Origin of the sequence: Pseudomonas neustonica, from assembly GCF_003797945.1 — a bacterium.
In the GTDB taxonomy this organism is placed as follows: domain Bacteria; phylum Pseudomonadota; class Gammaproteobacteria; order Pseudomonadales; family Pseudomonadaceae; genus Halopseudomonas; species Halopseudomonas neustonica.
Map to the genome: position 1 here is coordinate 222,370 of NZ_RKKU01000003.1, position 21,967 is coordinate 244,336.

Annotated in this window: 15 protein-coding genes; 4 read left to right on the top strand and 11 right to left on the bottom strand. The window is 56.4% G+C overall.

Annotation, left to right across the window (positions count from 1 at the left end; genetic code table 11):
• Nucleotides 1-30 precede the first annotated feature (30 nt).
• The 8 genes from EF096_RS04715 to EF096_RS04750 form a co-directional block, all read right to left on the bottom strand.
• The gene (locus tag EF096_RS04715) at nucleotides 31-3,231 is read right to left on the bottom strand and encodes a DUF3427 domain-containing protein (RefSeq protein ID WP_218565701.1); all 3,201 of its coding nucleotides are present in this window, start codon (nucleotides 3,229-3,231) and stop codon (nucleotides 31-33) included.
• Nucleotides 3,232-3,346: 115 nt separating this feature from the next.
• Nucleotides 3,347-4,252: an SDR family oxidoreductase gene (locus tag EF096_RS04720; RefSeq protein ID WP_123888457.1), complete on the bottom strand. Its 906-nt coding sequence runs from the start codon at nucleotides 4,250-4,252 to the stop codon at nucleotides 3,347-3,349.
• 239 nt (nucleotides 4,253-4,491) lie between these two features.
• Nucleotides 4,492-5,187, bottom strand: coding sequence for an urea ABC transporter ATP-binding subunit UrtE (urtE, locus tag EF096_RS04725; protein WP_123888458.1), 696 nt, complete (start codon nucleotides 5,185-5,187; stop codon nucleotides 4,492-4,494).
• A gap of 3 nt (nucleotides 5,188-5,190) precedes the next feature.
• Nucleotides 5,191-6,027 carry an urea ABC transporter ATP-binding protein UrtD gene (gene urtD, locus EF096_RS04730; protein ID WP_123888459.1) on the bottom strand — a complete coding sequence of 279 codons (837 nt, stop codon included), beginning with the start codon at nucleotides 6,025-6,027 and terminating at the stop codon, nucleotides 5,191-5,193.
• Nucleotides 6,027-7,082 (bottom strand): urea ABC transporter permease subunit UrtC, encoded by a 1,056-nt coding sequence (gene urtC, locus EF096_RS04735; protein WP_235869632.1) that lies wholly within the window; start codon nucleotides 7,080-7,082, stop codon nucleotides 6,027-6,029. The genes urtD and urtC overlap by 1 nt, the downstream gene beginning before the upstream one ends.
• A gap of 81 nt (nucleotides 7,083-7,163) precedes the next feature.
• The gene (gene urtB / locus EF096_RS04740; RefSeq protein WP_123888461.1) at nucleotides 7,164-8,831 is read right to left on the bottom strand and encodes an urea ABC transporter permease subunit UrtB; all 1,668 of its coding nucleotides are present in this window, start codon (nucleotides 8,829-8,831) and stop codon (nucleotides 7,164-7,166) included.
• A 104-nt stretch (nucleotides 8,832-8,935) separates the two neighbouring features.
• Entirely contained in the window at nucleotides 8,936-10,237 is a 1,302-nt protein-coding gene (gene urtA, locus EF096_RS04745) for an urea ABC transporter substrate-binding protein (protein ID WP_123888462.1), read from the bottom strand.
• A 560-nt stretch (nucleotides 10,238-10,797) separates the two neighbouring features.
• Nucleotides 10,798-11,979: an acetyl-CoA C-acyltransferase gene (locus tag EF096_RS04750; protein WP_123888463.1), complete on the bottom strand. Its 1,182-nt coding sequence runs from the start codon at nucleotides 11,977-11,979 to the stop codon at nucleotides 10,798-10,800.
• A gap of 217 nt (nucleotides 11,980-12,196) precedes the next feature.
• Between EF096_RS04750 and EF096_RS04755 the strand changes: the two genes are divergently transcribed.
• The 4 genes from EF096_RS04755 (at nucleotide 12,197) to EF096_RS04770 (ending at nucleotide 17,367) form a co-directional block, all read left to right on the top strand.
• Nucleotides 12,197-13,879 (top strand): fatty acid--CoA ligase, encoded by a 1,683-nt coding sequence (locus tag EF096_RS04755; protein WP_123888464.1) that lies wholly within the window; start codon nucleotides 12,197-12,199, stop codon nucleotides 13,877-13,879.
• A gap of 445 nt (nucleotides 13,880-14,324) precedes the next feature.
• Nucleotides 14,325-15,686: a DUF1329 domain-containing protein gene (locus EF096_RS04760; protein WP_123888465.1), complete on the top strand. Its 1,362-nt coding sequence runs from the start codon at nucleotides 14,325-14,327 to the stop codon at nucleotides 15,684-15,686.
• A 265-nt stretch (nucleotides 15,687-15,951) separates the two neighbouring features.
• Nucleotides 15,952-16,596, top strand: a complete 645-nt coding sequence (locus EF096_RS04765) for an MBL fold metallo-hydrolase (RefSeq protein WP_123888466.1) — start codon at nucleotides 15,952-15,954, stop codon at nucleotides 16,594-16,596.
• 117 nt (nucleotides 16,597-16,713) lie between these two features.
• Complete coding sequence (locus tag EF096_RS04770; RefSeq protein ID WP_123888467.1) at nucleotides 16,714-17,367, top strand: OmpA family protein; 654 nt, start codon at nucleotides 16,714-16,716, stop codon at nucleotides 17,365-17,367.
• An 83-nt stretch (nucleotides 17,368-17,450) separates the two neighbouring features.
• On the opposite strand, the gene EF096_RS04775 is transcribed toward EF096_RS04770, so the two are convergent.
• The 3 genes from EF096_RS04775 to EF096_RS04785 are packed head-to-tail and all read right to left on the bottom strand — an operon-like array spanning nucleotide 17,451 to nucleotide 21,765.
• A complete protein-coding gene (locus EF096_RS04775; protein ID WP_123888468.1) occupies nucleotides 17,451-18,371 on the bottom strand; it encodes an acyltransferase in 921 nt (306 codons plus the stop codon).
• Between the two features lie 50 nt (nucleotides 18,372-18,421).
• Nucleotides 18,422-20,563: a phosphate acetyltransferase gene (pta, locus tag EF096_RS04780; RefSeq protein WP_123888469.1), complete on the bottom strand. Its 2,142-nt coding sequence runs from the start codon at nucleotides 20,561-20,563 to the stop codon at nucleotides 18,422-18,424.
• Nucleotides 20,560-21,765 carry an acetate kinase gene (locus tag EF096_RS04785; RefSeq protein WP_123888470.1) on the bottom strand — a complete coding sequence of 402 codons (1,206 nt, stop codon included), beginning with the start codon at nucleotides 21,763-21,765 and terminating at the stop codon, nucleotides 20,560-20,562. Before EF096_RS04785 ends, pta begins: the two co-directional genes overlap by 4 nt.
• Nucleotides 21,766-21,967 lie beyond the last annotated feature (202 nt).

Genomic DNA, 21,967 nt, shown 5'->3' on the forward strand with positions numbered 1-21,967 from the left:
GCGCACCTGCCGGGTGCGCGGTTTGATAAATTAGCCAACCAACACGGAGAATTCTTTAAACATTGCCGCAGGCAACGGTTCTTGCAACCGCCAGGTAATGCTCATTGGTTTATTGCCATGCGACTTTTCCAAAACGGCCGGGCCGCACGCTATATAAGGCGACTGTTTGTTGGTTCTGACGAACAACTGAAAACGCCAACCGTTATCTGGGCTTTGCAGGTAGCGTTGACCTGTTTTGGTCATTGGGCCAGCCGAGTTCTGTGATTGCCAGTGAAATAGGTCATTGCTAATTGCATAGTCGTGATAAGCCACGCCTTCATGCAACGCGTTGCTCTTGTCCAGGGTTACAAAAAGCAGCTCGGTATTGATGTCCTTTAGCGCTAGAACCCCTGCTTGGAATGGGGCACGTTGGGCCCCAGTCAGAAAGCCGACTGCGGTGAGGATCTCGCGTATTTGGTAAGCACCGTGTAGCTGCAACGGTGTGTGTTCCATTTGACGGAGGGGTTTAGTTTGGCGATCTACATGCGCGAGGAGGTACTCACTTAGCTCTACCAGCTCTTGGCATACTGTTGGGGTCTTTTGCAGGCGGTCTAGGAATTCGGCGCCTGTACCTGTCTGCATGTGTTGCCCATCGATTTGATACGCGAGCATCTGGGCTCTTAGGTGTTCTTGGGGGGTGTTAAGGCTATACCGCCCTCGTTTTTCGCCCACTTTGTGCAATAACGTAAGTTGTTGGACGTCGTTGACATGCAAAAGGCTGGAGAAGCGGCGGCTGAAATAGTTTTCTTCATCGTCTACTGGTTCTGTGAGTAAGCCTGCAGCGCGCTTCAAGTTCGTCCAACCTGTGTTACCGCTGCTTGTATCGCGGTAAATATCGTTGATATCGAGATGTTGGTCTTTAAGAAAGTCTGCCAGGTTTGGGGGGCGGCCTGAATTTAGCTGTGCGTAGCCGCTTAGTTCGCGTTGTAGCTTTTTCCAATTCTGATTGAGTGTGTTGCGAAGGCTACGCAGGATTTGCTCTCGGGCTTGCTTCTGCAGTTGCATATGGCAGCCGCTAGGCAGTCGTGCAAAGCCCTTCTCGACTCCTTCAAGAAGCTCGCGCTTGTTTAGTCCGGTGATACTGCTATACAGTAGGTCAAAGCGATAGTGCTCAGCATGTTGGCCGACAAAGTCGAGCACCAAGCAGCTCTTTTTTCGGTCGTGCAAACGCAAGCCGCGCCCTAGCTGCTGCTGGAATACCGTGGCGCTTTGCGTGGGCCGCAGTAATAGCAAGGTGTCTACAAAGGGCAGGTCGACACCTTCGTTGAAAATGTCCACGGTCACGATCGCGTGAATGCTTCCAGCTTCCAAATCTTTGGGGATCTGTGCACGTTCTTGCTGAGATGTGCCGGCGGTAATCACTTTGCTAATGATGCCCAGTTCGTTGAATAACTGACTCATAAACTCTGCATGCGCGACGTTTACGCAGAATACCAAGGTGCGGCAATCGCGAGGGTCGGTGACAAGCTCATTCCACGCTTTAACGACGGATTTGGCGCGTTGGACGTTGTGGCTAATAAGCATGCCTAGTGCAGCTGTTTCTTCCGCGCGTTGCCACGGTACGGAACTCAGGTCGGTCTCATCATCACAAGCGTAGTATTCAAATGGGCACAACAACTGCAAATCTAGCGCGCGCCAAAGGCGCAGTTCTGCGGCGGGAGAGCCGTCAGGACGGTTATTGAAGTGGTGGAGGATGTTTTGTCCGTCTGCCCGCTCGGGAGTAGCCGTAAGGCCGAGCAGAATCTTTGGTTGGATTGCTGAAATCAGTTTTAGAAAGCTCGCCGCTGCTATGTGGTGGCACTCATCAATAACGACAGTGTGCCAATAGTCAGGGCCGAGTGTGGCTATCAAATCGCGATTGTTGACAGTGGTAATGCTGGCGAACAAGTGGCTGTGGTTGTCAGGCTCATGGTTGCCGTCTAGGAGCTCGCCAAAATTAGCATCGTTGAGTACTTGGCGATACACGTGACGGGCTTGCCGTAAGAGCTCGGATCGGTGTGCGACAAAAAGCAAGCGCGGCCGACCTCCGACTGATCTGCAGTTTGCCCTGTAGTCGAATGCAGCCATGACCGTTTTACCTGTACCGGTTGCAGCCACCAGCAGGTTGCGCCATCTTCCCATAGCGCGCTCGCTTTCAAGCTGCTCAAGGATCTCCTGTTGGAAAGGCTTAGGTGTGACTTCCAGAAAGGTGGTTACAGCTGGACCGAAGCCGTGACTATCCTCTCGCTTGAGAGAGGCCTTCAGGAGTTGACGGTGTTGAGGGTCATCAGGGTTGTAGTGCTGAAATTCGCCGTCTTCCCAGAGGGTTTCAAAGTGTGCCTGGGCCCGGTGAAATAGATTGTTCTGGCCTTTTTCTGTGAACTTTACTGTCCACTCCAGCCCACCCATGAGGGCTGCGCCTGATAGATTGGCGCTACCTACATAGGCAGAACCGAACCCGGTCTCTCGCTGAAAAATCCACGCTTTGGCGTGCAGTCTAGTGCGCCTGCCGTCGAGCGATATGCGTACTTCCGTATTGGGCAGCTGTGCGAGCATGTCGAGCGCTTTTTGCTCAGTTGCGCCGGTGTAGGTAGTAGTTAGAACGCGAAGTGTGGTTTGTGACCTACCTTGGGCATCTGCGCTGGTTATGCGCTTCAAGGTGTCGATGATCTTGCGAACGCCGGAGACGGTTATAAAGCTGACCAAGATGTCTACCTGATCGCAGCAAGCCAGCTCTGCCTGCAGCTCATGTAGTAGGGGCGGGGAGTCCCTGCCTGCGGTGAACAGCCATGGCTGGGCCAAGCCAATACTCGGTAAATCAGGCATTGCCGCGACGGGTGATACGGCCTTTAGCAAGGAAGGGGGTAGCGCAACTTCGGGCAGACCCAAATGCATTGCACGTAGCTGCAAGAAGCGGACTAGCTCATTGATCAGCTCAGCTTGAGCGAGTGATTTATTGTTCTCGGTTACTCTAGTCTCCGCGAGAGTACGTGACAGCAGCTCAGTGAGTAACTCTGCAAGTCGTTCGTGGCTCCACTCTGGTGCAAGAGGCTCCGTCTGCTGATATAGCGGAGAATCAACGAGTTTTTCCTGTATGTCGGTTGTGATTAGTGCGTCATAGAGTCCTGGCAATAAGTGGTCTGACATACAGGCGTCCTTGTCGTTAACAGCGGCGACCAGGTTAATAGCTTTCGTTTGTAGGATCGAGCACAAACAGTATCCACCCAAACAAAAAGCCCGCCCCTTTTGCAAGGAGACGGGCTCTTCAGACTTGTTTCCAGCTTTCGACCTTCAGCTTAGCGTTTGCGGCTTAAAGCTTAAAGCGCCGTTAGGCAAACTTCTGGATGTTGGCCATCAACTCACGCAGTGCTTCGATGTTGTCCTTCGGATGCACGGCGCCTTCGAAGTTGCACAGTTGCTCGAAGTTGGCGGCAACGTCTTCCGGGGTGAAGCCTTCGTCGGGGTTGAAGCCGATGCCCAGTGAACGCTCCCAGCGTACTTTACCCATCCAGCCGCCGCCGACTTCGAACAGGCTGCCGGTTTCCTTGCAGTCTTCGGAGCAGAGGAAGGCAACCAGTGGGCTGACCAGTTCAGGCTTGAGCTTTTCGAAAGCGCCTTCCGGGAACAGGCCTTCAGTCATGCGCGTGCCGCCGGTGGGGGCGATGGCGTTGACGAAGATGTTGTTCTTGCGGCCTTCGATGGCCAGGGTGCGAGTCAGGCCGTACAGGCCCAGCTTGGCCATGCCGTAGTTGGCCTGGCCAAAGTTACCGTAGATACCGGAGGTGGACGCGGTGAAGATGACGCGACCGAAGTTGCTGTCCTTCATGTGCGGCCAGGCAGCGTGGGTCACTTTGTAAGCGCCTTCAACGTGAACCTTGTAAACCAGGTCCCAGTCGGCATCGCTCATCTTGACGAAGCTCTTGTCACGCAGGATACCGGCGTTATTGACGACAACGTCAACACGGCCAAAGTTGTCCATGGCGCACTGAACGATTTTCTCGCCGTCGATCACGTTGTCAGGGTTGGCAATCGCAGTACCGCCAGCGGCTTTGATTTCTTCAACAACCTTGAGTGCTGCATCGCTGTTGGAGCCTTCACCCTGGGTGCTGCCACCCAGATCGTTAACGATGACTTTGGCGCCATGCTTGGCGAACAGCAGGGCGTGCGCGCGGCCAATACCGCCGCCAGCGCCGGTTACGATGACAACTTTGTCGTCAAAACGAATATCGCTCATGGGGTGTTCCCTTCAGTGTGCGGATGAAAAATCGGAGCTCAGTGTCGAACAGTCGTTTGATTAAGGCAAGGGCAGCCTGACGGGTGAATAGCTTGATATAAACCGTATTCAGTCTACCAAGTGAGTCTTTGATCGGGTTTTACGTGAGTTGATTAGCGGCAGGGCTTTATCATGCAGATATCGATTGTCGGTAACAATGACGGATCAGGCGTGATTCAGGCGCCCGAGCCGTCAGCCTGTTAAACGGTGAGATAACGCTGAATCAGCTCATCATCCAGCGTCTCCATCTCGCCGTTAGCGACCACCCGGCCACGCTCCATGATAAAGAAGTGCTCGGCTACGCGACGGGCGAAGGGCAGCTTTTGCTCGACCAACAGGACGGTCAGTCCCAGCTCGCTGTTGAGCTTGCGGATCACCTCGCCAATGTCGCGCACGATATTCGGCTGAATGCCTTCAGTCGGCTCATCCAGAATCAGCAGCTTGGGATCGAGCACCAGTGCGCGGCCAATCGCCAGCTGCTGCTGTTGCCCACCGGACAGGTCACCGCCACGGCGGTGCTTCATTTCTTTGAGTACCGGGAACAGTTCGTAGATGTGCGGTGGTATCTGTCGCGCCTTGTCGGGGCGCGCGCCGAGCGAGATTTTCAGGTTCTCCTCGACGGTCAGCAGCGGAAAAATCTCACGCCCCTGTGGCACGTAACCGATGCCCGAGCGGGCGCGGTTTTCGGTGCTCATGCGGGTGATGTCCTGCCCCTTGAGGCTAAGCTGTCCGTCGCGCACCGGTAGTAGGCCGGTAATGCATTTGAGCAGCGTCGTTTTGCCCACGCCGTTGCGCCCCAGCAGACAGCTGCAGCTACCTTCTTTCAGTTCCAGATCAAGATCCCAGAGAATGTGGCTCTGGTTGTAAAACTGGTTGATGCCTTGAATATTCAGCACGCCTTATTCCCCCAGATAAACTTCGACCACACGCGGATCGCTCTGTACTTGATCCATGCTGCCCTCGGCTAGCACAGAGCCCTGGTGCAGCACCGTGACCTTGTTGGCGATGGAGCGTACGAACGCCATGTCGTGTTCCACCACGATCACCGAGTGACGGCCTTTTAGCGAGGTAAGCAGCTGCGCCGTGTGCTCGACCTCTTCACCGGTCATGCCTGCCACCGGTTCATCCACCAACAGCACGCGTGGGTTCTGCACCAGCAGCATGCCGATCTCCAGCCACTGCTTCTGGCCGTGGGAGAGTGCGCCGGCTTCCTGTTGGTAGTGGTTGGTAAGGCCGATCTGGGTAAGCACTTCATCGATGCGGTCACGCTGCTCGCCACTGAGATGATGATTCAGGGTGTACCAGACGTGTTTGTTGGAGGCAGTGGCCAGCTCCAGATTCTCGAACACCGAGAGCGCCTCGAAGATGGTCGGTTTCTGAAACTTGCGGCCGATACCACCGCGCGCTATCGCATGCTCCGACAGCTTGAGCAGGTTGATGCGCTGACCAAAGTAGACACTGCCGCTATCGGGTTTGGTCTTGCCAGTAATCACATCCATCATGGTGGTTTTACCGGCGCCATTGGGGCCGATAATGCAGCGCAGCTCACCATCGTCGATGTACAGGTTGAGGTTGTTCAGCGCCTTGAACCCATCAAAGCTGACACTCACATCCTCAACGTAGAGGATCGGGCCGTGTTTGGTATCCAGTGACTTGTCGAACGTCGGCGTTGGCTGGACCAGGTCGAATACCTGGTCCGGGCGCCAGGTTTCGCGCAGGCGGTTTAGTGGATTCATTATTTTTCTCCCTTGCGGCGGAAGCGATCAAACAGGCCGACAATGCCTTTGGGCAGCAGCAGAGTAACCAGTACGAACAGGCCGCCGAGGATGAACAGCCAGGTTTCCGGCGAGTAGGTAGTAAAGAAGGTCTTGGCGTAGTTCACGCTGAACGCCCCGACAATGGCGCCAAACAGGGTGCCGCGCCCACCGGTTGCGACCCAGACCACCATTTCGATCGAGTTGAGTGGCGCAAATTCGCCAGGGTTGATGATGCCGACCTGCGGCACATAAAGCGCACCGGCCACGGCAGCCAGCATGGCGGAGAAAACGAACAGCCAGAGCTTGTAGCTTTCTACCTGATAACCGCAAAAACGTGTGCGGCTCTCGGCGTCGCGGATCGAGACGATGACGCGCCCGGCACGGGAGGTGACGATATAGCGGCAGGCCAGATAACCGAGCACCAAGGCAATGGCTGAGGCGATAAAGAGACCCACGCGGGTAGCTTGCGCGGCGAGATCAAAGCCCAGTATTTCCTTGAAGTCGTTCAGGCCATTGTTGCCGCCAAAGCCCATCTCATTGCGGAAAAAGGCCAGCATCAGCGCATAGGTCAGGGCCTGGGTGATGATGGCAAAGTACACCCCGGTTACCCGCGAGCGAAACGCCAGCCAGCCGAAGGCGAGGGCCAGCAGGCCGGGCACCAGCAGCACCATCAGCATGGCAAACCAGAACATATCAAAGCCCTGCCAGTACCAGGGTAGTTCCTGCCAGTTGAGTACCACCATGAAGTCCATCAGCTCGGGGTGGCCATAGACACCACGGTCGCCGATCTGGCGCATCAGGTACATGCCCATGCCGTAGCCGCCGAGGGTGAAGAAGGCGCCATGGCCGAGCGACAGGATGCCGGCATAGCCCCAGATCAGGTCCACCGAGAGTGCGAGCAGGGCAAAGCAGAGAAACTTGCCGAGCAGCCCGACAGTAAAGTTGGAGACATGGAGCGGTGAATCACCGGGCACCGCCAGATTACATATGGGTACGATAATCGCCATGAGGACCACCAGGCCCAGCACCAGCATTCCGCCCCGATCACTGAGTAACAGTCGTTGGGTTAGCATACTTCCCTCGTTAAATTTATTTGCTTATGGAAGGCGGGGCGATCAGTCAGCCGCCGCCCGTCCTTTTTGCGGGAAGAGTCCCTTGGGCTTTTTCTGGATGAACAGGATCAACATGATCAGCACCAGTACCTTGGCCAACATGGCGCCGGCATAGGGCTCAAGAAAGTTGTTGATCAGTCCCAGGCTCATGGCGCTGACCAGCGTGCCCCAGAGGTTACCTACGCCGCCAAACACCACCACCATGAAGGAATCGATGATGTAGGCCTGGCCGAGATTGGGTCCCACGTTGGTCAGCTGTGAGAGCGCGACACCGGCGACGCCAGCCACGCCCGAGCCAAGGCCAAAGGTGAGGGCGTCGACCCAGCTGGAGCGCACACCGACGGCACGAGCCATGGCGCGGTTCTGTGAGACGGCGCGTACCTTCAGGCCGAGCGTTGTGCGCTTCATGACCAGCATCAGCGCAAAGAACACCATCAGCCCGAAGATCAGGATGTAAAGACGGGTATAGGTGATCGACAGCACCGGGTTGATGCTCAGCGTGCCGCTGATCCATTCCGGCGAACTGACCGAACGGTTGAGTGGGCTGAACAGGGTCCGCACGGCTTGTTGCAACACCAGGCTCAAACCAAAGGTAGCGAGCAGGGTTTCCAGCGGGCGACCATAAAGGAAGCGAATCACCCCGCGTTCGATGGCGATGCCCACCAGCGCGGTAATCAGAAAGGCGGCGGGTACGGCAATCAGCAGGCTCCACTCGATCAGATCCGGGAAGAGCACCTGCACGCCCCAGGTGGTGTAGGCGCCAATCATGATGAGTTCGCCGTGCGCCATGTTGATCACGCCCATCACGCCGAAGGTGATGGCCAGGCCGATAGCGGCGAGTAATAGAACGGAGCCCAGGCTCAGGCCGAAGAACAGGTTCTCGACAAAGCGGTAGAAGCTGATGCGACTCTGAATCGACTCGATGGCCTCGGCAGCGGCACTGCGTAGCTCAGCGTCGGCATCGTTCTCGGCAATGCCGCGCAATGCGTTACGCGCTTCCTGCTCCAGCGAGCCGCTGAGTTCATCGATGGCGGCGAGGCGGATGGCGCGGTCATCCGATTGCAGCTGGTAGACCGCAAGTGCGGTAGTGATCGCGTCCTGCACCCGGCCGGAATCTTCGACTTGCTGATGGGCGCGCAGTAACGCGGCGGTTTCGTCGTCTACGCCATCGCGAATAAAGCGCTCTACTGCAGCATAGCGCTTGTCGGTATTGGGGTGGTTGAGGTTGAGTTGCGCCACCTGGCCGCGCAGTTGGGTGCGCAGGCTGTTGTTGACCGGAATACGGCGCAGCCGCTGCGTGCCGGTCAGGTCGGCGCCGCTGAGGGCGTCAGTCAGACGCTCACCGTCGCGGATCGCGATCACCGGCGGTTTGTCCTTGTTGGCCAGCAAGTCACCGGCCACTAGAGCGTTGAAAACATCGGCCAGGCGTTCATCGCTCTGGCTGGAAAGCTGGTTAACGGTGGCAGCACGGTCACGCAGGCTGCCGCCGGCCAGTTGTTGTACCAGTTGCTCGAAGGTGGGCTGTTGCGCCTCCGCAGCTGCGGTGGACGGCGTCTCTTCGGGCGCGGAATCGGTTGTTTGCGCGTTGGCGTGCAAAGGCAGCAGGCAGGTCAGCCAGAGCAGCACAGCGGGCAGGGTATGCCGGGGTGTAATGCGGCAAAGTGGGTTCATAACTGCGGTCCTGAAGGTGTTATTCCGGGGCAAGCAAAGGAGGTGTGGTTGTACACACCTCCCGCTCCGCTGGCGCCTATTGCCGCCAGCGGGTTCGATCCTGCTTATTCTTCAGCTTGGGCGCCGACGCAGGTTTTGGTTTTAGTGTTGTAGTTGCCGCAGCTGATCGGAGCTGTCCAGTCGGAGATCAGATCCTTGCTGCCTTCCAGATAGTCGGACCAGGCATCGCCGGGAACCAGCTCATCGGTGCTGGAAACTGTCAGAAACTGGCCATCATCCTGGATTTCACCAATCAGGACCGGCTTGGTGATGTGATGGTTAGGCAGCATGGTGCTGGTGCCGCCGGTCAGGTTGGGCACTTCTACGCCAACCATGGCATCGATTACCTTGTCGGTATCGGTGGTGCCGGCTTTCTCAACTGCTTTTACCCACATGTTGAAGCCAATGTAGTGCGCTTCCATCGGGTCATTGGTGACGCGCTTCTCGTCGCCGGTGAACTCGTGCCAGGTGTTGATGAAGGCTTCGTTTTCTGGCGTGTCTTCACTCATGAAGTAGTTCCAGGCAGCCATATGGCCAACCAGCGGAGTGGTATCGATACCGGACAACTCTTCTTCACCTACAGAGAAGGCAACCACCGGAATATCTTCAGCGGATACGCCCTGGTTACCCAGCTCGCGATAGAACGGCACGTTGGCATCACCGTTGATGGTTGAAACCACTGCGGTCTTTTTACCGGTGCTGCCGAAGCGTTTGATCTCGGCCACAATGTTCTGCCAGTCGGAGTGACCGAAGGGCGTGTAGTTGATCATGATGTCATCTTCCGCCACGCCGGCTGACTTCAGGTAGGCCTCCAGAATGCGGTTGGTGGTGCGCGGGTAAACGTAGTCGGTACCGGCCAGTACCCAACGCTCTACACCCAGTTCGTCTTTCAGGTAATCAACCGCCGGAATCGCTTGCTGGTTTGGCGCGGCGCCGGTGTAAAACACGTTACGTGATGATTCTTCACCCTCGTACTGCACGGGATAAAACAGCATGCCGTTCAGCTCTTCGATGACCGGCAACACTGACTTGCGTGAAACCGAGGTCCAGCAGCCAAAGATGGCATCCACATGATGCTGTTCCAGCAATTCGCGGGTGCGCTCGGCAAACAGCGGCCAGTTGGACGCCGGGTCAACGACTACCGGTTCCAGCTTCTTGCCGAGCAGGCCGCCCTTTTTGTTCTGCTCTTCAATCAGCATCAACATGGTGTCTTTCAGTGTGGTTTCTGAAATCGCCATGGTGCCGGACAGCGAATGCAGTACGCCGACCTTGATAGTTTCTTCTGCCTGCACGCTCAGCGCGCCGAGCGCCATACTGCAAGCGACGCCAAGTGCGCCAGCCTTTTTGACCAGATTCTTCAGTTTCATGGGTATATCTCCATTGTTGTGATTGTGTCCAGTTGGGGTAAAGACAGCATTGCGCCGAGGCCACCAGGGCCTTTGCCGCTGCAAGGAGTAAACAAGGCGTCCGCAGGCAGGTTTGGCGCGAGGCGCTGGCCGTTGCCGGATGGGCGTCGCGGAGTAATTGGAAGACGGGTACGGCGGGCTGCCATGACCGCGAAGCGGTAGTGGCTCTTGGTGCTCTGGTGGTGCCCCTGTATTAAGCGAGTCATCGGTGTCCTGTCCGTCGCGGTTGATTGCCTTGTAGGCTTCAAGAGCAGAGCAGGGACCGTGCCAAAACTTGACAATGTGTGACATTGTCAAAAAAAGTGACGTTAAAACAACGGTTTGTAGGCTTTTCTGGCAGGGCTGACAGTAGGTTGGCGCGAATCGCAGCGCATCACCCGGGCAGATGCATGCGCCTATTTGGTGCGTCGCTCCAGCTTGGTGCGTTGCTGATTGATGCAGGGATGGGCCGGATAGGAGAGGGCGTAAATGCGAGCGCGTAAAGAAGAGGTGGCGCCAAGACAGCGCCACCTCTGGAAGGCTTAGATCAGTTCGATAGCGATAGCCGTTGCTTCACCACCACCAATGCACAGCGAGGCCACACCGCGTTTACCGCCAGTGTTCTGTAGTGCGTTGATCAGCGTGATGATGATGCGTGAGCCGGTAGAGCCAACCGGGTGCCCCTGCGCGCAGGCGCCGCCGTAGATGTTGACCTTGGCGTGATCCAGATTGTGCTCACGCATGGCCAGCATGGTCACCATGGCAAAGGCTTCGTTGATTTCAAACAGATCGACGTCTGCAACGCTCCAGCCCGTCTTGGCAAACAGATTGCTCATGGCGCCAACGGGCGCAAGGGTGAATTCGCTAGGGTCCTGACTCTGGGTCGCATGGCCGACGATACGGGCGAGTGGCTTCAGGCTTCTGCGTTCAGCTTCGGCTGCACTCATCAGCACCAGTGCACTGGCACCGTCGGAGATTGAGCTGGCGTTGGCGGCGGTAATGGAGCCGTCTGACTTGAACGCTGGCTTCAAGCTGGGGATTTTGTCCAGGTTGGCGTTGTGTGGCTGCTCATCGTGTTTGACCACTACTTCACCCTTGCGGGTTTTTACCGTGACCGGGACGATTTCCTTGTCCAGCGCGCCGCTCTCGATTGCTGCCTGGGCGCGCTTTAACGACTCAATGGCGTAGGCGTCCATGTCGGCACGGGTGATGTCGTTCTGGTCGGCGGTACCCTGTGCAAAGGAGCCCATCAAGCGGCCGCTGCGCGCATCTTCCAGGCCATCGAGAAACATGTGGTCCTTGATCTCGCCATGGCCCATGCGCAGACCAGTTCGGGCCTTCTCCAGCAAATAAGGTGCATTGGACATGCTTTCCATGCCGCCAGCGACCATGATGCTGTTGCTGCCCGCCTTGATCAAATCATGCGCGAGCATCACGGCTTTCATACCAGAACCACAGAGTTTGTTGATGGTGGTGCAGCCAGTTGCGGCGGGGAGCCCGGCGTTGAGGCTGGCCTGGCGGGCAGGGCCCTGTTTCAAGCCAGCAGGCAAGACACAGCCCATGATGACTTCTTCTATGGCGTCGGCTTCAATGCCTGCACGGCTAACGGCTTCACGAATGCTCAGTGCGCCAAGCTCGACTGCGCTGATGCTGGAAAGACTGCCCTGAAAGCCGCCCATGGGCGTGCGTGCTCCGCTGACGATGACAATGCTGTTGTCGGACATGTTTATTGCTCCGGTATTATATTTTCTGACTACGGTTTGAATATTAGTCACAAGGCGACTTTTACTTACAATAATACCCTTAATGAGCTCAGATAAAATCCGTATCATATTTAGCGTTTAAGCTACCTGCGCTATTCTCTAGACTGCTTTCGAGTGGTCGCGTGAGCTCTAGCAAAGCTCCCATGCCCTGACAATCCCAACAACACTAGGTCATTTCATGCTCAATACTCGTATCCTCAAGCCCACAGACGAGGCACGCTCCACGCCCCTGCTGATCAAGAATTTGCTACTTTCCGGTCAGCGTTACGAGCGTACCCAGGAAATTATCTACCGCGATATCAGCCGGTACGATTACGTTACCTTTAATGAGCGCGTCTGCCGCCTGGCCAATGCGTTGACCAAGGCTGGCGTCAAGGCTGGCGATACGGTCGCCATGATGGACTGGGATAGCCATCGCTATCTGGAGTGCATGTTTGCTGTGCCCATGCTTGGCGCGGTTATGCATACCATTAACGTACGCCTGTCGCCGGATCAGATTCTCTACACCATGAACCACGCTGAAGACGTTGTGGTACTGGTTAACAGTGAATTTGTACCCATATACAAGGCCATCGAGAATGACCTGACGACGGTTACCACCACCATTTTGCTGACTGACGAAGAAAGCAAAGTAGCTGATCTACCCGGTCTGGCGGGTGAGTATGAACAATTGTTGGCCGCCGCCGAGCCTACCTACGAATTTGCCGATTTCGATGAGAACTCGGTTGCTACTACCTTCTACACCACGGGGACTACGGGTAACCCGAAGGGCGTCTACTTCACTCATCGTCAGTTGGTGTTGCACACGCTGTCTCAGGTAGCGTCACTGTCCGGGTTGGATAGCGTGCGTCAGCTGGGTAACCGTGATGTCTATATGCCAATCACGCCGATGTTCCACGTCCACGCGTGGGGTATTCCCTACACCGCCACCTTGATGGGGGTTAAGCAGGTCTATCCAGGCCGCTATGAGCCTGAGATGTTGGTCAAGTTGATCAAGGATCACGGCGTGACCTTCTCGCATTGCGTACCGACCATTCTGCAGATGGTGCTCAAGGCCGAGGGAGCCAAGGACCATGACTTTGGTGGTATGCGTGTGATTATCGGTGGCAGCGCCCTGAATCGTTCGCTGTTTGATTTAGCCAAATCCAAGGGTATGCATCTGGGCGCAGCCTACGGTATGTCGGAAACCTGTCCTTTGATCTCGGCGGGTTACGTCAACCTTGAGCTGGAAGCCGGTAGCGAAGATGATCGCATTTCGCACTTGATCAAGGCCGGGGTCCCTGGGCCTTTGGTGGAAGCGAAAATCATGGCGCCAGATGGCTCCTTTTTACCCAATGATGGTAAGACGCAGGGCGAATTGGTTTTGCGCGCGCCTTGGCTGACCCAAGCCTATTTCCGTGAGCCTGAGAAAAGCAAGGAGCTCTGGGCTGGCGGCTGGATGCATACCGGTGATGTGGCCACCATCGACCCGATGGGCTTTATCGACATTCGCGACCGCATCAAGGATGTTATCAAGACTGGTGGCGAATGGTTGTCTTCGCTGGAGCTGGAAGATCTGATCAGTCGCAGCGCGTCAGTCAGTGACGTAGCTGTGGTCGGTATTCCTGATCCGCGCTGGGACGAGCGACCCTTCGCACTGGTGGTTGCTGCGCCAGGGCAGCAAGTGACGGCGGCCTCGTTGTGTGAGCACTTACAGCCATTTGTCGACGACGGTCGCATTAATAAGTGGGCGATCCCCACACAGATTGCGGTTGTCAGTGACATTCCCAAGACCAGTGTCGGCAAGCTTGATAAAAAGCGGATTCGTACCGAAATTGCACAATGGATTGAGTCGGGCGACGACTGTATTTCATCCTTGTAAATCGCGCCCTGCGTGACCGCAAGCCGCCAGCCGAGCAATCGATTGGCGGTTTTTTTGTGCGTAGCAAGACGCTGATCAATAGTTGCTTACTGTCTCATTTTTGTGGATGTAATACGGTATCAAGTTGTCTTGCAGATCGCGTAAATAAAGCGCTTCAGCGCTGTATGGTGAAGTGCCAACTGCTCTGGTGTGGGACACTTGGGCTTGATTGCCTGCACGCCAGCCTATAAAGTGCCCATCTCCTCAAGGAATATAAAAAGCCTAATAATCCTGAACGCTGTGATGTCACCGTCTACTATGTCGGTACAACACGGGCGTTTTCGTGCGTCCGCTTCAGTGGCGGGCGTAATGGCAGTGCTTCCTTGTCGTCACCCGTCCGGCCTTCTGCTGTGCACTGTGTCAGCAGCGCTGAGCCGTAAATAAACAAGCAAAACAGGGCGAATCGATGAAACCCATTATCCTTGCTTCTACTTTCCTGGCCTCTGCGCTGGCTGCTCAAATTAGCTTTGCTGCTGCCGATGCCCAGCAAGTTGCCGAACTGGGCAATTCTCTCACTCCTGTCGGCGCTGAAGCGGCCGGCAACGCGGCGGGCACCATCCCCGCCTGGACCGGTGGTTTGGCAACTGATGCTGCTGCGGTTGATGCAAACGGCTTTTTTGCCAACCCTTATGCTGACGATCAGCCGTTGTTCGTTATCACTGCGGCCAACTACGAAGAGTATGCCGATAACCTGGCTCCCGGTCAGATCGCCATGTTCAAGCGTTATCCTGAAACCTTCAAGATGCGCGTGTTTGAAAGTCGCCGCAGCGCCGCCCTGCCGCAAGCAGTGAATGATGCGGCCAAGCACAACGCAGCCAATACCGAGCTGGTTGCCGGCGGCAATGGCTTGACCAACTATCAGATGGCTTATGCTTTCCCAATCCCCAATGACGGCCTTGAAGTTATCTGGAACCAGATTACGCGCTACCGTGGTGCTTCACTCCAGCGCACCGTTACGCAGGCCACGCCTCAGGTAAATGGTAATTACAACATTGTGCGCTTTGTAGAAGAGTACGTGTTGCCTAGTGCGCTGAGCGATTATAGCGCTGGCGACAGCACTGAAATGCTGTATTACTTCAAGCAGCAGGTGACGGATCCGAGCCGTCTGGCCGGTAATGTGCTGTTGGTACACGAAACCATCAACCAGGTCGCCAACCCTCGCATGGCGTGGATCTACAACGCCGGCCAGCGCCGCGTGCGCCGCGCACCTCAGGTTTCCTATGATGGTCCAGGTACCGCAGCTGATGGTATGCGTACCTCTGACAATCTGGATATGTACAACGGTGCGCCCGATCGTTATGACTGGAAACTTAACGGCAAGCGCGAGATGTTTGTTTCTTATAATAACTTCGAGCTGGCCTCGCCCGACGTCAAGTACGATCAGATCTTTAAAGCAGGTCACATCAATCAGGATCTGGTGCGCTATGAGCTGCACCGTGTCTGGGATGTTGAAGCAACCGTCAAGCCGGGCGAGCGGCATATTTATGCCAAGCGTCATGTCTTCCTCGACGAGGATTCCTGGCAGGCGGCTCACATCGATCATTACGACGCGCGCGGTGAGCTGTGGCGTGTGGCCGAGGCTGAGACCCTGCAGCGCTTCCCGGACAAGGTGCCTAGCTATGCTATGGAGACCCTGTATGACCTCATGGCCGGGCGTTATCTGGCAATGGGCATGAACAACGAAGAGCGCAGCAATTATGACTACAGCTACAAGGCGTCAAGCAATGACTTCACGCCAACCGCGCTGCGTCAGGCAGGTGTTCGCTAACTAGGGTGCTATCGAGCCAGCTTGCGGCACGCTCGCTGGCTTCGCCCGTAAAAAAAGGTGTGTGGAAGCGATTCCGCGCGCCTTTTTTTATTCCTGCAGGGTGTCTCTACGATCCGAGCAGGCTCTGACTGTTGCTGTTTTAGCGCGCTGATGGTAGCCGCGGCTTTTGCATCCTGCGAAAGAAAAAACAGGCGCTGCTGGGTATACTGATTGCTATTCGATATAAGGCTTTGGCCTTTTCGCCCTGGCCCCTACAGGAGTTTGCATGACAGCCCCGCAACCCGCGCTGATCCGCGAGACTTTCCCGGTAGGTCCGCTGCAGTGCAATTGCACTATCGTTGGCGACCCGGTGACAAAAAAGGCACTGGTAATTGACCCCGGTGGTGATCATCAGTTGATTCTGGATCGCCTGGAGGCGCTCGGTCTGAAGGTGGTGAGTATCATTCACACCCACGCGCACTTGGACCACTTTCTTGCTTCGGGTGAAATAAAGAAAGTGACTGGCGCTAGTTTACATCTGCATAAAGAAGATCAATTTCTTTGGGATAACCTGGAAATGCAGTGCAAGATGTTTGGCGTGCCCTATAAGCCGGTACCGGCCCCTGATCAGTGGCTGCACGATGATGAGGAGTTGGCGTGCGGTTGTGGTGTCGCTTTGCATACACCCGGGCACACGCCGGGCTCAATGAGTTTCTGGTTTGAGCGGGACAAGTTGCTGATTGCGGGCGATACGCTCTTTCGTGGTGGCATTGGCCGCACGGATCTGTGGGGTGGTGACTATCAGAAAATTGAACGATCTATTCGTGATCGGCTCTATATTCTGGATGAAGAGGCTGTAGTGGTAACTGGCCATGGTCCAGATACACGTATCGGTGATGAGATTCGCACTAACCCCTTTATTCGTGGTTAGTGTGAGCGACCAGCCTGTCTGATACAGCTTTAGGGGAGTAAGCCGTTGACGCTTGTCCGGCCTCATTTCCTGTTATGGTGTTAGATGTTAAAGATAATAGATGAAAGGGAAAAAATTATGAAAAGCCAAGCTTTGATTGCTGCCGGCGTGTGCGCGTTGGTTCTGACTGGTTGTACTAATAATCCTTACACTGGCGAACAACAAGCAGGTAAGTCTGCCATTTACGGCGGTATTGGCGCGGTAACCGGGGCAGCCATTGGTGCGGCTACCTCTAGCAGTGACGACCGCGGCAAGGGCGCTTTGATCGGTGCTGCTGTCGGCGGCGCTGCGGGTGGTGGTTATGGCTTTTACGTAGACAAGCAAGAACAGCGTCTGCGTCAGGAGCTTACCGGGACCGGTGTGCAAGTTGTCCGCAATGGCGACAGCATTCAGCTGGTGATGCCGGGTAATATTACTTTCGCGTCCGGCTCTGCTGATATTTCGAGCAGCTTCTATCCCACCTTGAACTCGCTAGTGAAGGTGTTCAAGGAATTTGATCAGAACGGCATCAATATCGTCGGCCATACCGACAGCACTGGCTCCAACGAACTGAACATGCGTTTGTCCCGTGAGCGTGCCAGCGCGGTAGCGGCTTACCTGTCTGGTCAGGGCGTGCCTGGCGGTCGTATCAGCAGCGCGGGTGTAGGTCCTAGCCAGCCAATTGCCAGCAACGATACCGAGTCGGGTCGTGCGCAAAATCGCCGGGTAGAAATTAACCTGCGTCAGTTGTAATACGCAGTAAAAAAGCCGCGCCGGATCATTCCGGCGCGGCTTTTTTGTGCGCGTATGCTGTCTTTAAAAACGTACTACGGGTGTTACTTTTTGGCGCGGTCAGCCGGGGTAGGGTACTGGGCGTGCAGTCGAGCCAGGTGCGCGTCCTTATCGACCCAAAGTTGGTTTACCCAAGCCTGAAATTCGGCCCTGAACGCTTCATCATTCTGGTAATCCTTGCCAAGAAACTCGGGCGGAATCGGCTTTAGCTCACAATGTATGACTACCTCTGGCACCTTGCCGCTGAGCAGGTCCCAGAAACTGGGATTACCGCCTGGGTAGTGAATGGTGATGTCCAGCAGTGAGCGTAACTGATTGCCCATCGCGTCCAGCACAAAGGCAATACCGCCAGACTTTGGCTTGAGCAGGTAGTTGAAAGGTGATTGCTGTTCAGCATGCTTGGCCGGTGTCAGGCGCGTGCCTTCGAGGAAGTTGAATACTGCGACCGGCGTGGTCTTAAACTTTTCGCAGGCTTTACGCGTGGTTGCCAGATCCTGACCAGCCTTCTCGGGGTGCTTGGCCAGATACGCCTTGCTGTAGCGTTTCATAAACGGAAAATCGAGCGCCCACCAGCATAGACCGATGATGGGTACCCAGATCAGCTCCTGCTTGAGGAAGAACTTGAGCATGGGCATGCGACGATTCAGTACGTGCTGCAGGGCAATGATGTCTACCCAGCTCTGGTGGTTGCTGGTGACCAGATACCACCCGCGGTAGTCCAGTTGCTCCAGGCCTTCTATTTCCCAGCGGGTATTGCCGGTCAAGGCCATCCACCCGCTGTTGCAGAGTATCCAGAATTCCGCAACGCGGATCATGATTATCGTGCAGCGTTTCTGCAGCGTGGGAATAGGCAGAAGCTTGACCAGCGCCAACAGAAATAGAACTGAAGCGCAGCAGATGGTATTCAAGGCCAGTAATAGGATAGCCAGGGTGCCGCGCAAAAACGCTGGCAGGAATGAAAGCATGATGTTGGGCTCTTCGGCAGGACCGCCTTAAGGCGGTCATTCTCGTTATGTTATTGGTTTTTATAGGCCTGTATAGCCGTCAAGGCTATGGTGTAAACGATATCGTCTACCAGTGCCCCTCGTGACAGATCGTTAACCGGTTTGCGCAGCCCCTGCAACATCGGGCCGACACTGACGACGTTGGCGCTACGCTGGACTGCCTTGTAGGTGGTGTTGCCGGTGTTCAAGTCTGGAAACACGAACACGGTGGCTTGACCGGCTACCGGACTATCTGGCGCTTTCTGCCGACCAACGCTGGCAATGGCGGCGGCATCATACTGGAGCGGGCCGTCGAGCAACAACCCTGGCTCGCGCTCCTTGGCCAGGCGGGTGGCTTCACGTACTTTCTCGACCTCACTGCCACTGCCTGAGCTGCCGGTTGAATAACTGATCATCGCGACCTTGGCTGGGATGCCGAATGCTTCTGCCGAACGCGCGCTCTGGATGGCAATTTCTGCCAGGTCTTCAGCGCTGGGGTCTGGGTTTACCGCGCAGTCACCGTAAACCAGAACTTGCTCGGGTAGCAGCATAAAGAAGATGGAGGACACCAGGTTATAGCCAGGTGCCGTCTTGATCAGCTGAAAAGCCGGGCGGATCGTATTGGCTGTGGTGTGAATGGCACCGGAGACCAGGCCGTCGACTTCATCCAGTGCCAGCATCATGGTTCCCAGCACCACATTGTCTTCCAGCTGTTGCAGCGCCATGGGTCCATTAAGGCCCTTGCCTTCGCGCAGCTTAACCATGGGGTCGACGTAACGCTCGCGTACCTCGTCCGGGTCTACTATCTGTAGCCCCTCAGGTAAGGTGATGTGCTGCGCGCGGGCAACGGCTTCTACAGCGTCGCGCTTGGCCAGCAGTATGCAGTTGGCAATGCCGCGACGCTGGCAGATGGCAGCGGCTTGCACGGTGCGCGGCTCATCGCCTTCGGGCAACACAATGCATTTGGCTGCACGCTGGGCCTGACGTACCAGCTCATAGCGAAACGCGGGTGGTGACATGCGTTTTTCGCGGGGCGTATCGCAGCGCTTGGCGAGCCAGGTTTGATCAATGTGCGAGGCGACAAAGTTGGTGACGCGTTCGGCGCGGTCACGGTCATCAATGGGAATCTCGCGGTTCATGCGGTCGAGCTGAGTGGCGGTGTCAAAGCTGTTGGTGGCAACGCCGAGGATGGTCAGCCCCTGATCCAGTGCGGGCTGGCATAACTGCACCACTCGCGGATCAGGCGGCATGTCGCCGGTCAGCAACAGGCCGGCCAACGGCGTGCCAGCCAGTGACGCCAGGCTGCTGGCGATGATGATATCGTCGCGGTCGCCTGGGGTAACTATCAATGTGCCCGGTTTAAGCCGGTCGATAATATTGGGTACCGTGCGTGCGCAGAGCGCTATCTCCATTACACGGCGCTGGTGCATCTCGCCGGGATGATAGATGGTGGTTTTCAGTAAGTTGGCAATGTCGGAAGTGCGTGGCGCGTTGAGTTCGTCCTGCCAGGGTACGCAGCCAATCAGACGAAAGTCTTCAGTGTCCAGTCGGGCGGATGCTGTTTTCAGTTCCTGTGCGAACGTTTTCAGCGTGCTTTTTAGTGCACGTCCGTCTGGCACATCGGCCAGTGCTTCGTCTTCCAGTCCGTGTACCTTGTTGACGATGACCCCAAGCACCTTGGGATGCGTTGGTCCACCGAATGCCTGGGCGTGAATCTCTATGCGATCAGCCAGGGTGGCCATGTCGTCGCCATCCGGTGTGGTGACCAGGATGACATCGGCATCCAGACTTTTGGCCAGAGCCTGATTGATCTGCGCGGTATAGCTGCTTTGGCGCGTGGGTACCATGCCTTCGACCACCACTACATCCGCATCCTGTGCGGCCTGCTGATAACGCCCGACCATTTCTTCCATCAGGTCGTCCAGTTCGCCGATCGCCAGCAGATGTTCTACTTGTGCCAGCGGCATAGCAGGGGGCGGCGTTAGTCCCAGGGTGCGGCTGATCAGTTCGGTGGAGCGCTCGGGGCCTTCATCGCCAGGGTGTGGCTGGGCAATGGGCTTGAGAAAGTGCACGCGCAAGCCGGTGCGTTCGAGTGCACGTATCAGCCCAAGGCTGGTAGAGGTGAGACCGACGCCAAAGCCGGTAGGGGCGATAAAGAAAGTATGCTGGCTCATGCCGGGGTTTCCATCTCCAGGTGCTGACGATCTAGAAGGGTGAGGCTTTCTTCGGCAATCTGCCGCTCCTCATCCGTGGGTATGACCAAAATGGCGGGCGAACCTGTTGCTTCAATGCGGCCCGCTTCGCCGCGTTTCAGCGCGCTATTGCGGTCCGGATCGACGTGCAGGCCCATGACCGCCAGATGGCTCAGCGTGAGTGCTCGCGTGAGTGCCGAGTTTTCGCCGATGCCGCCGGTGAAGATCAAGCCATCGACGCGCGGCAATGCGACGGCAAGGCCTGCCAGTGAGCGCGCAAGGCGGTAGCAGAACACCTCAATGGCCAACTGGGCGCCGCCGTGGCCTTGAGCGCGAGCCTGCTCCAGCTCGCGCATGTCGTTCGACAACCCGGAAAGACCAAGCAGGCCGCTCTCGCGATTGAGTAGGCGTTCAATGCGGGGTAGATCCCAGCCCAGGGTGCGCGCCAGATGCGCGTGCAGGTTAGGGTCTACATCGCCGCTACGCGTGCCCATGACCAGGCCCTCCAGCGGTGTCAGTCCCATACTGGTGTCCATGCTTTTGCCATCGAGGATGGCGCAGCTGGAACAGCCATTGCCCAGGTGTGCGCTAAGCCAGGCGCCAGCCGTTTCGGCGCGGCCGGTCAGCAGGCTGGCCTGATGCGCTACATATTGATGGCTGGTGCCATGAAAACCATAGCGGCGCACGCCGTGTACGGCGTACAGCTCGTCGGGTAGCGCATAGCGGAAGGCGTGCGGTGGCATGCTTTGATGAAAGGCAGTGTCGAATACCGCGACTTGCGGAATATCTGGCAACAGTTTCATGGCGGCACGAATCCCGCTGAGGTTAGCTGGGTTATGCAGGGGCGCCAGTGGTGCATTGGCCTCGATACCTGCAAGCACTTCATCGTTGATCAGGCGTGGCCCGGTAAACTGCTCGCCGCCGTGAACGACGCGATGGCCCACCGCGCTGATCGGTTGATCGAGGTGCGCGTCGAGTAGTGGCAGTAGCGCATTCAATGCATCTTGATGGTTGGCATCGGGTAGGCTGCATTCGCTGCCACCCGGAAAGCTGTAACTGGCTTGCGGGGTATTCAGGCGTTCGGCCTGAGCTTCAAATACGGGTTTTGAACTTCCCTGTTTACGCAGTGCCAGCTTAATCGAGGAGCTGCCACCGTTGATGACCAATACCAGGCGGTGTGTCATGGTAACGTCAATGTTCCTGTGTCTATGGGCAGTTTTTGCTGCCGGTAATAAACCGCATTCAGCGTAGCGTGTGCTCGCTTGGATGCTTATCGGTACGCAAGGTTCAGCTGGCGTAACGTCGTATATCTGACATCTTCAGTCGCTCCGCTAGTCGGGTCAAGCCGTGCGTTTGCGACCTAATCCGCGTACACTCACGATTTTT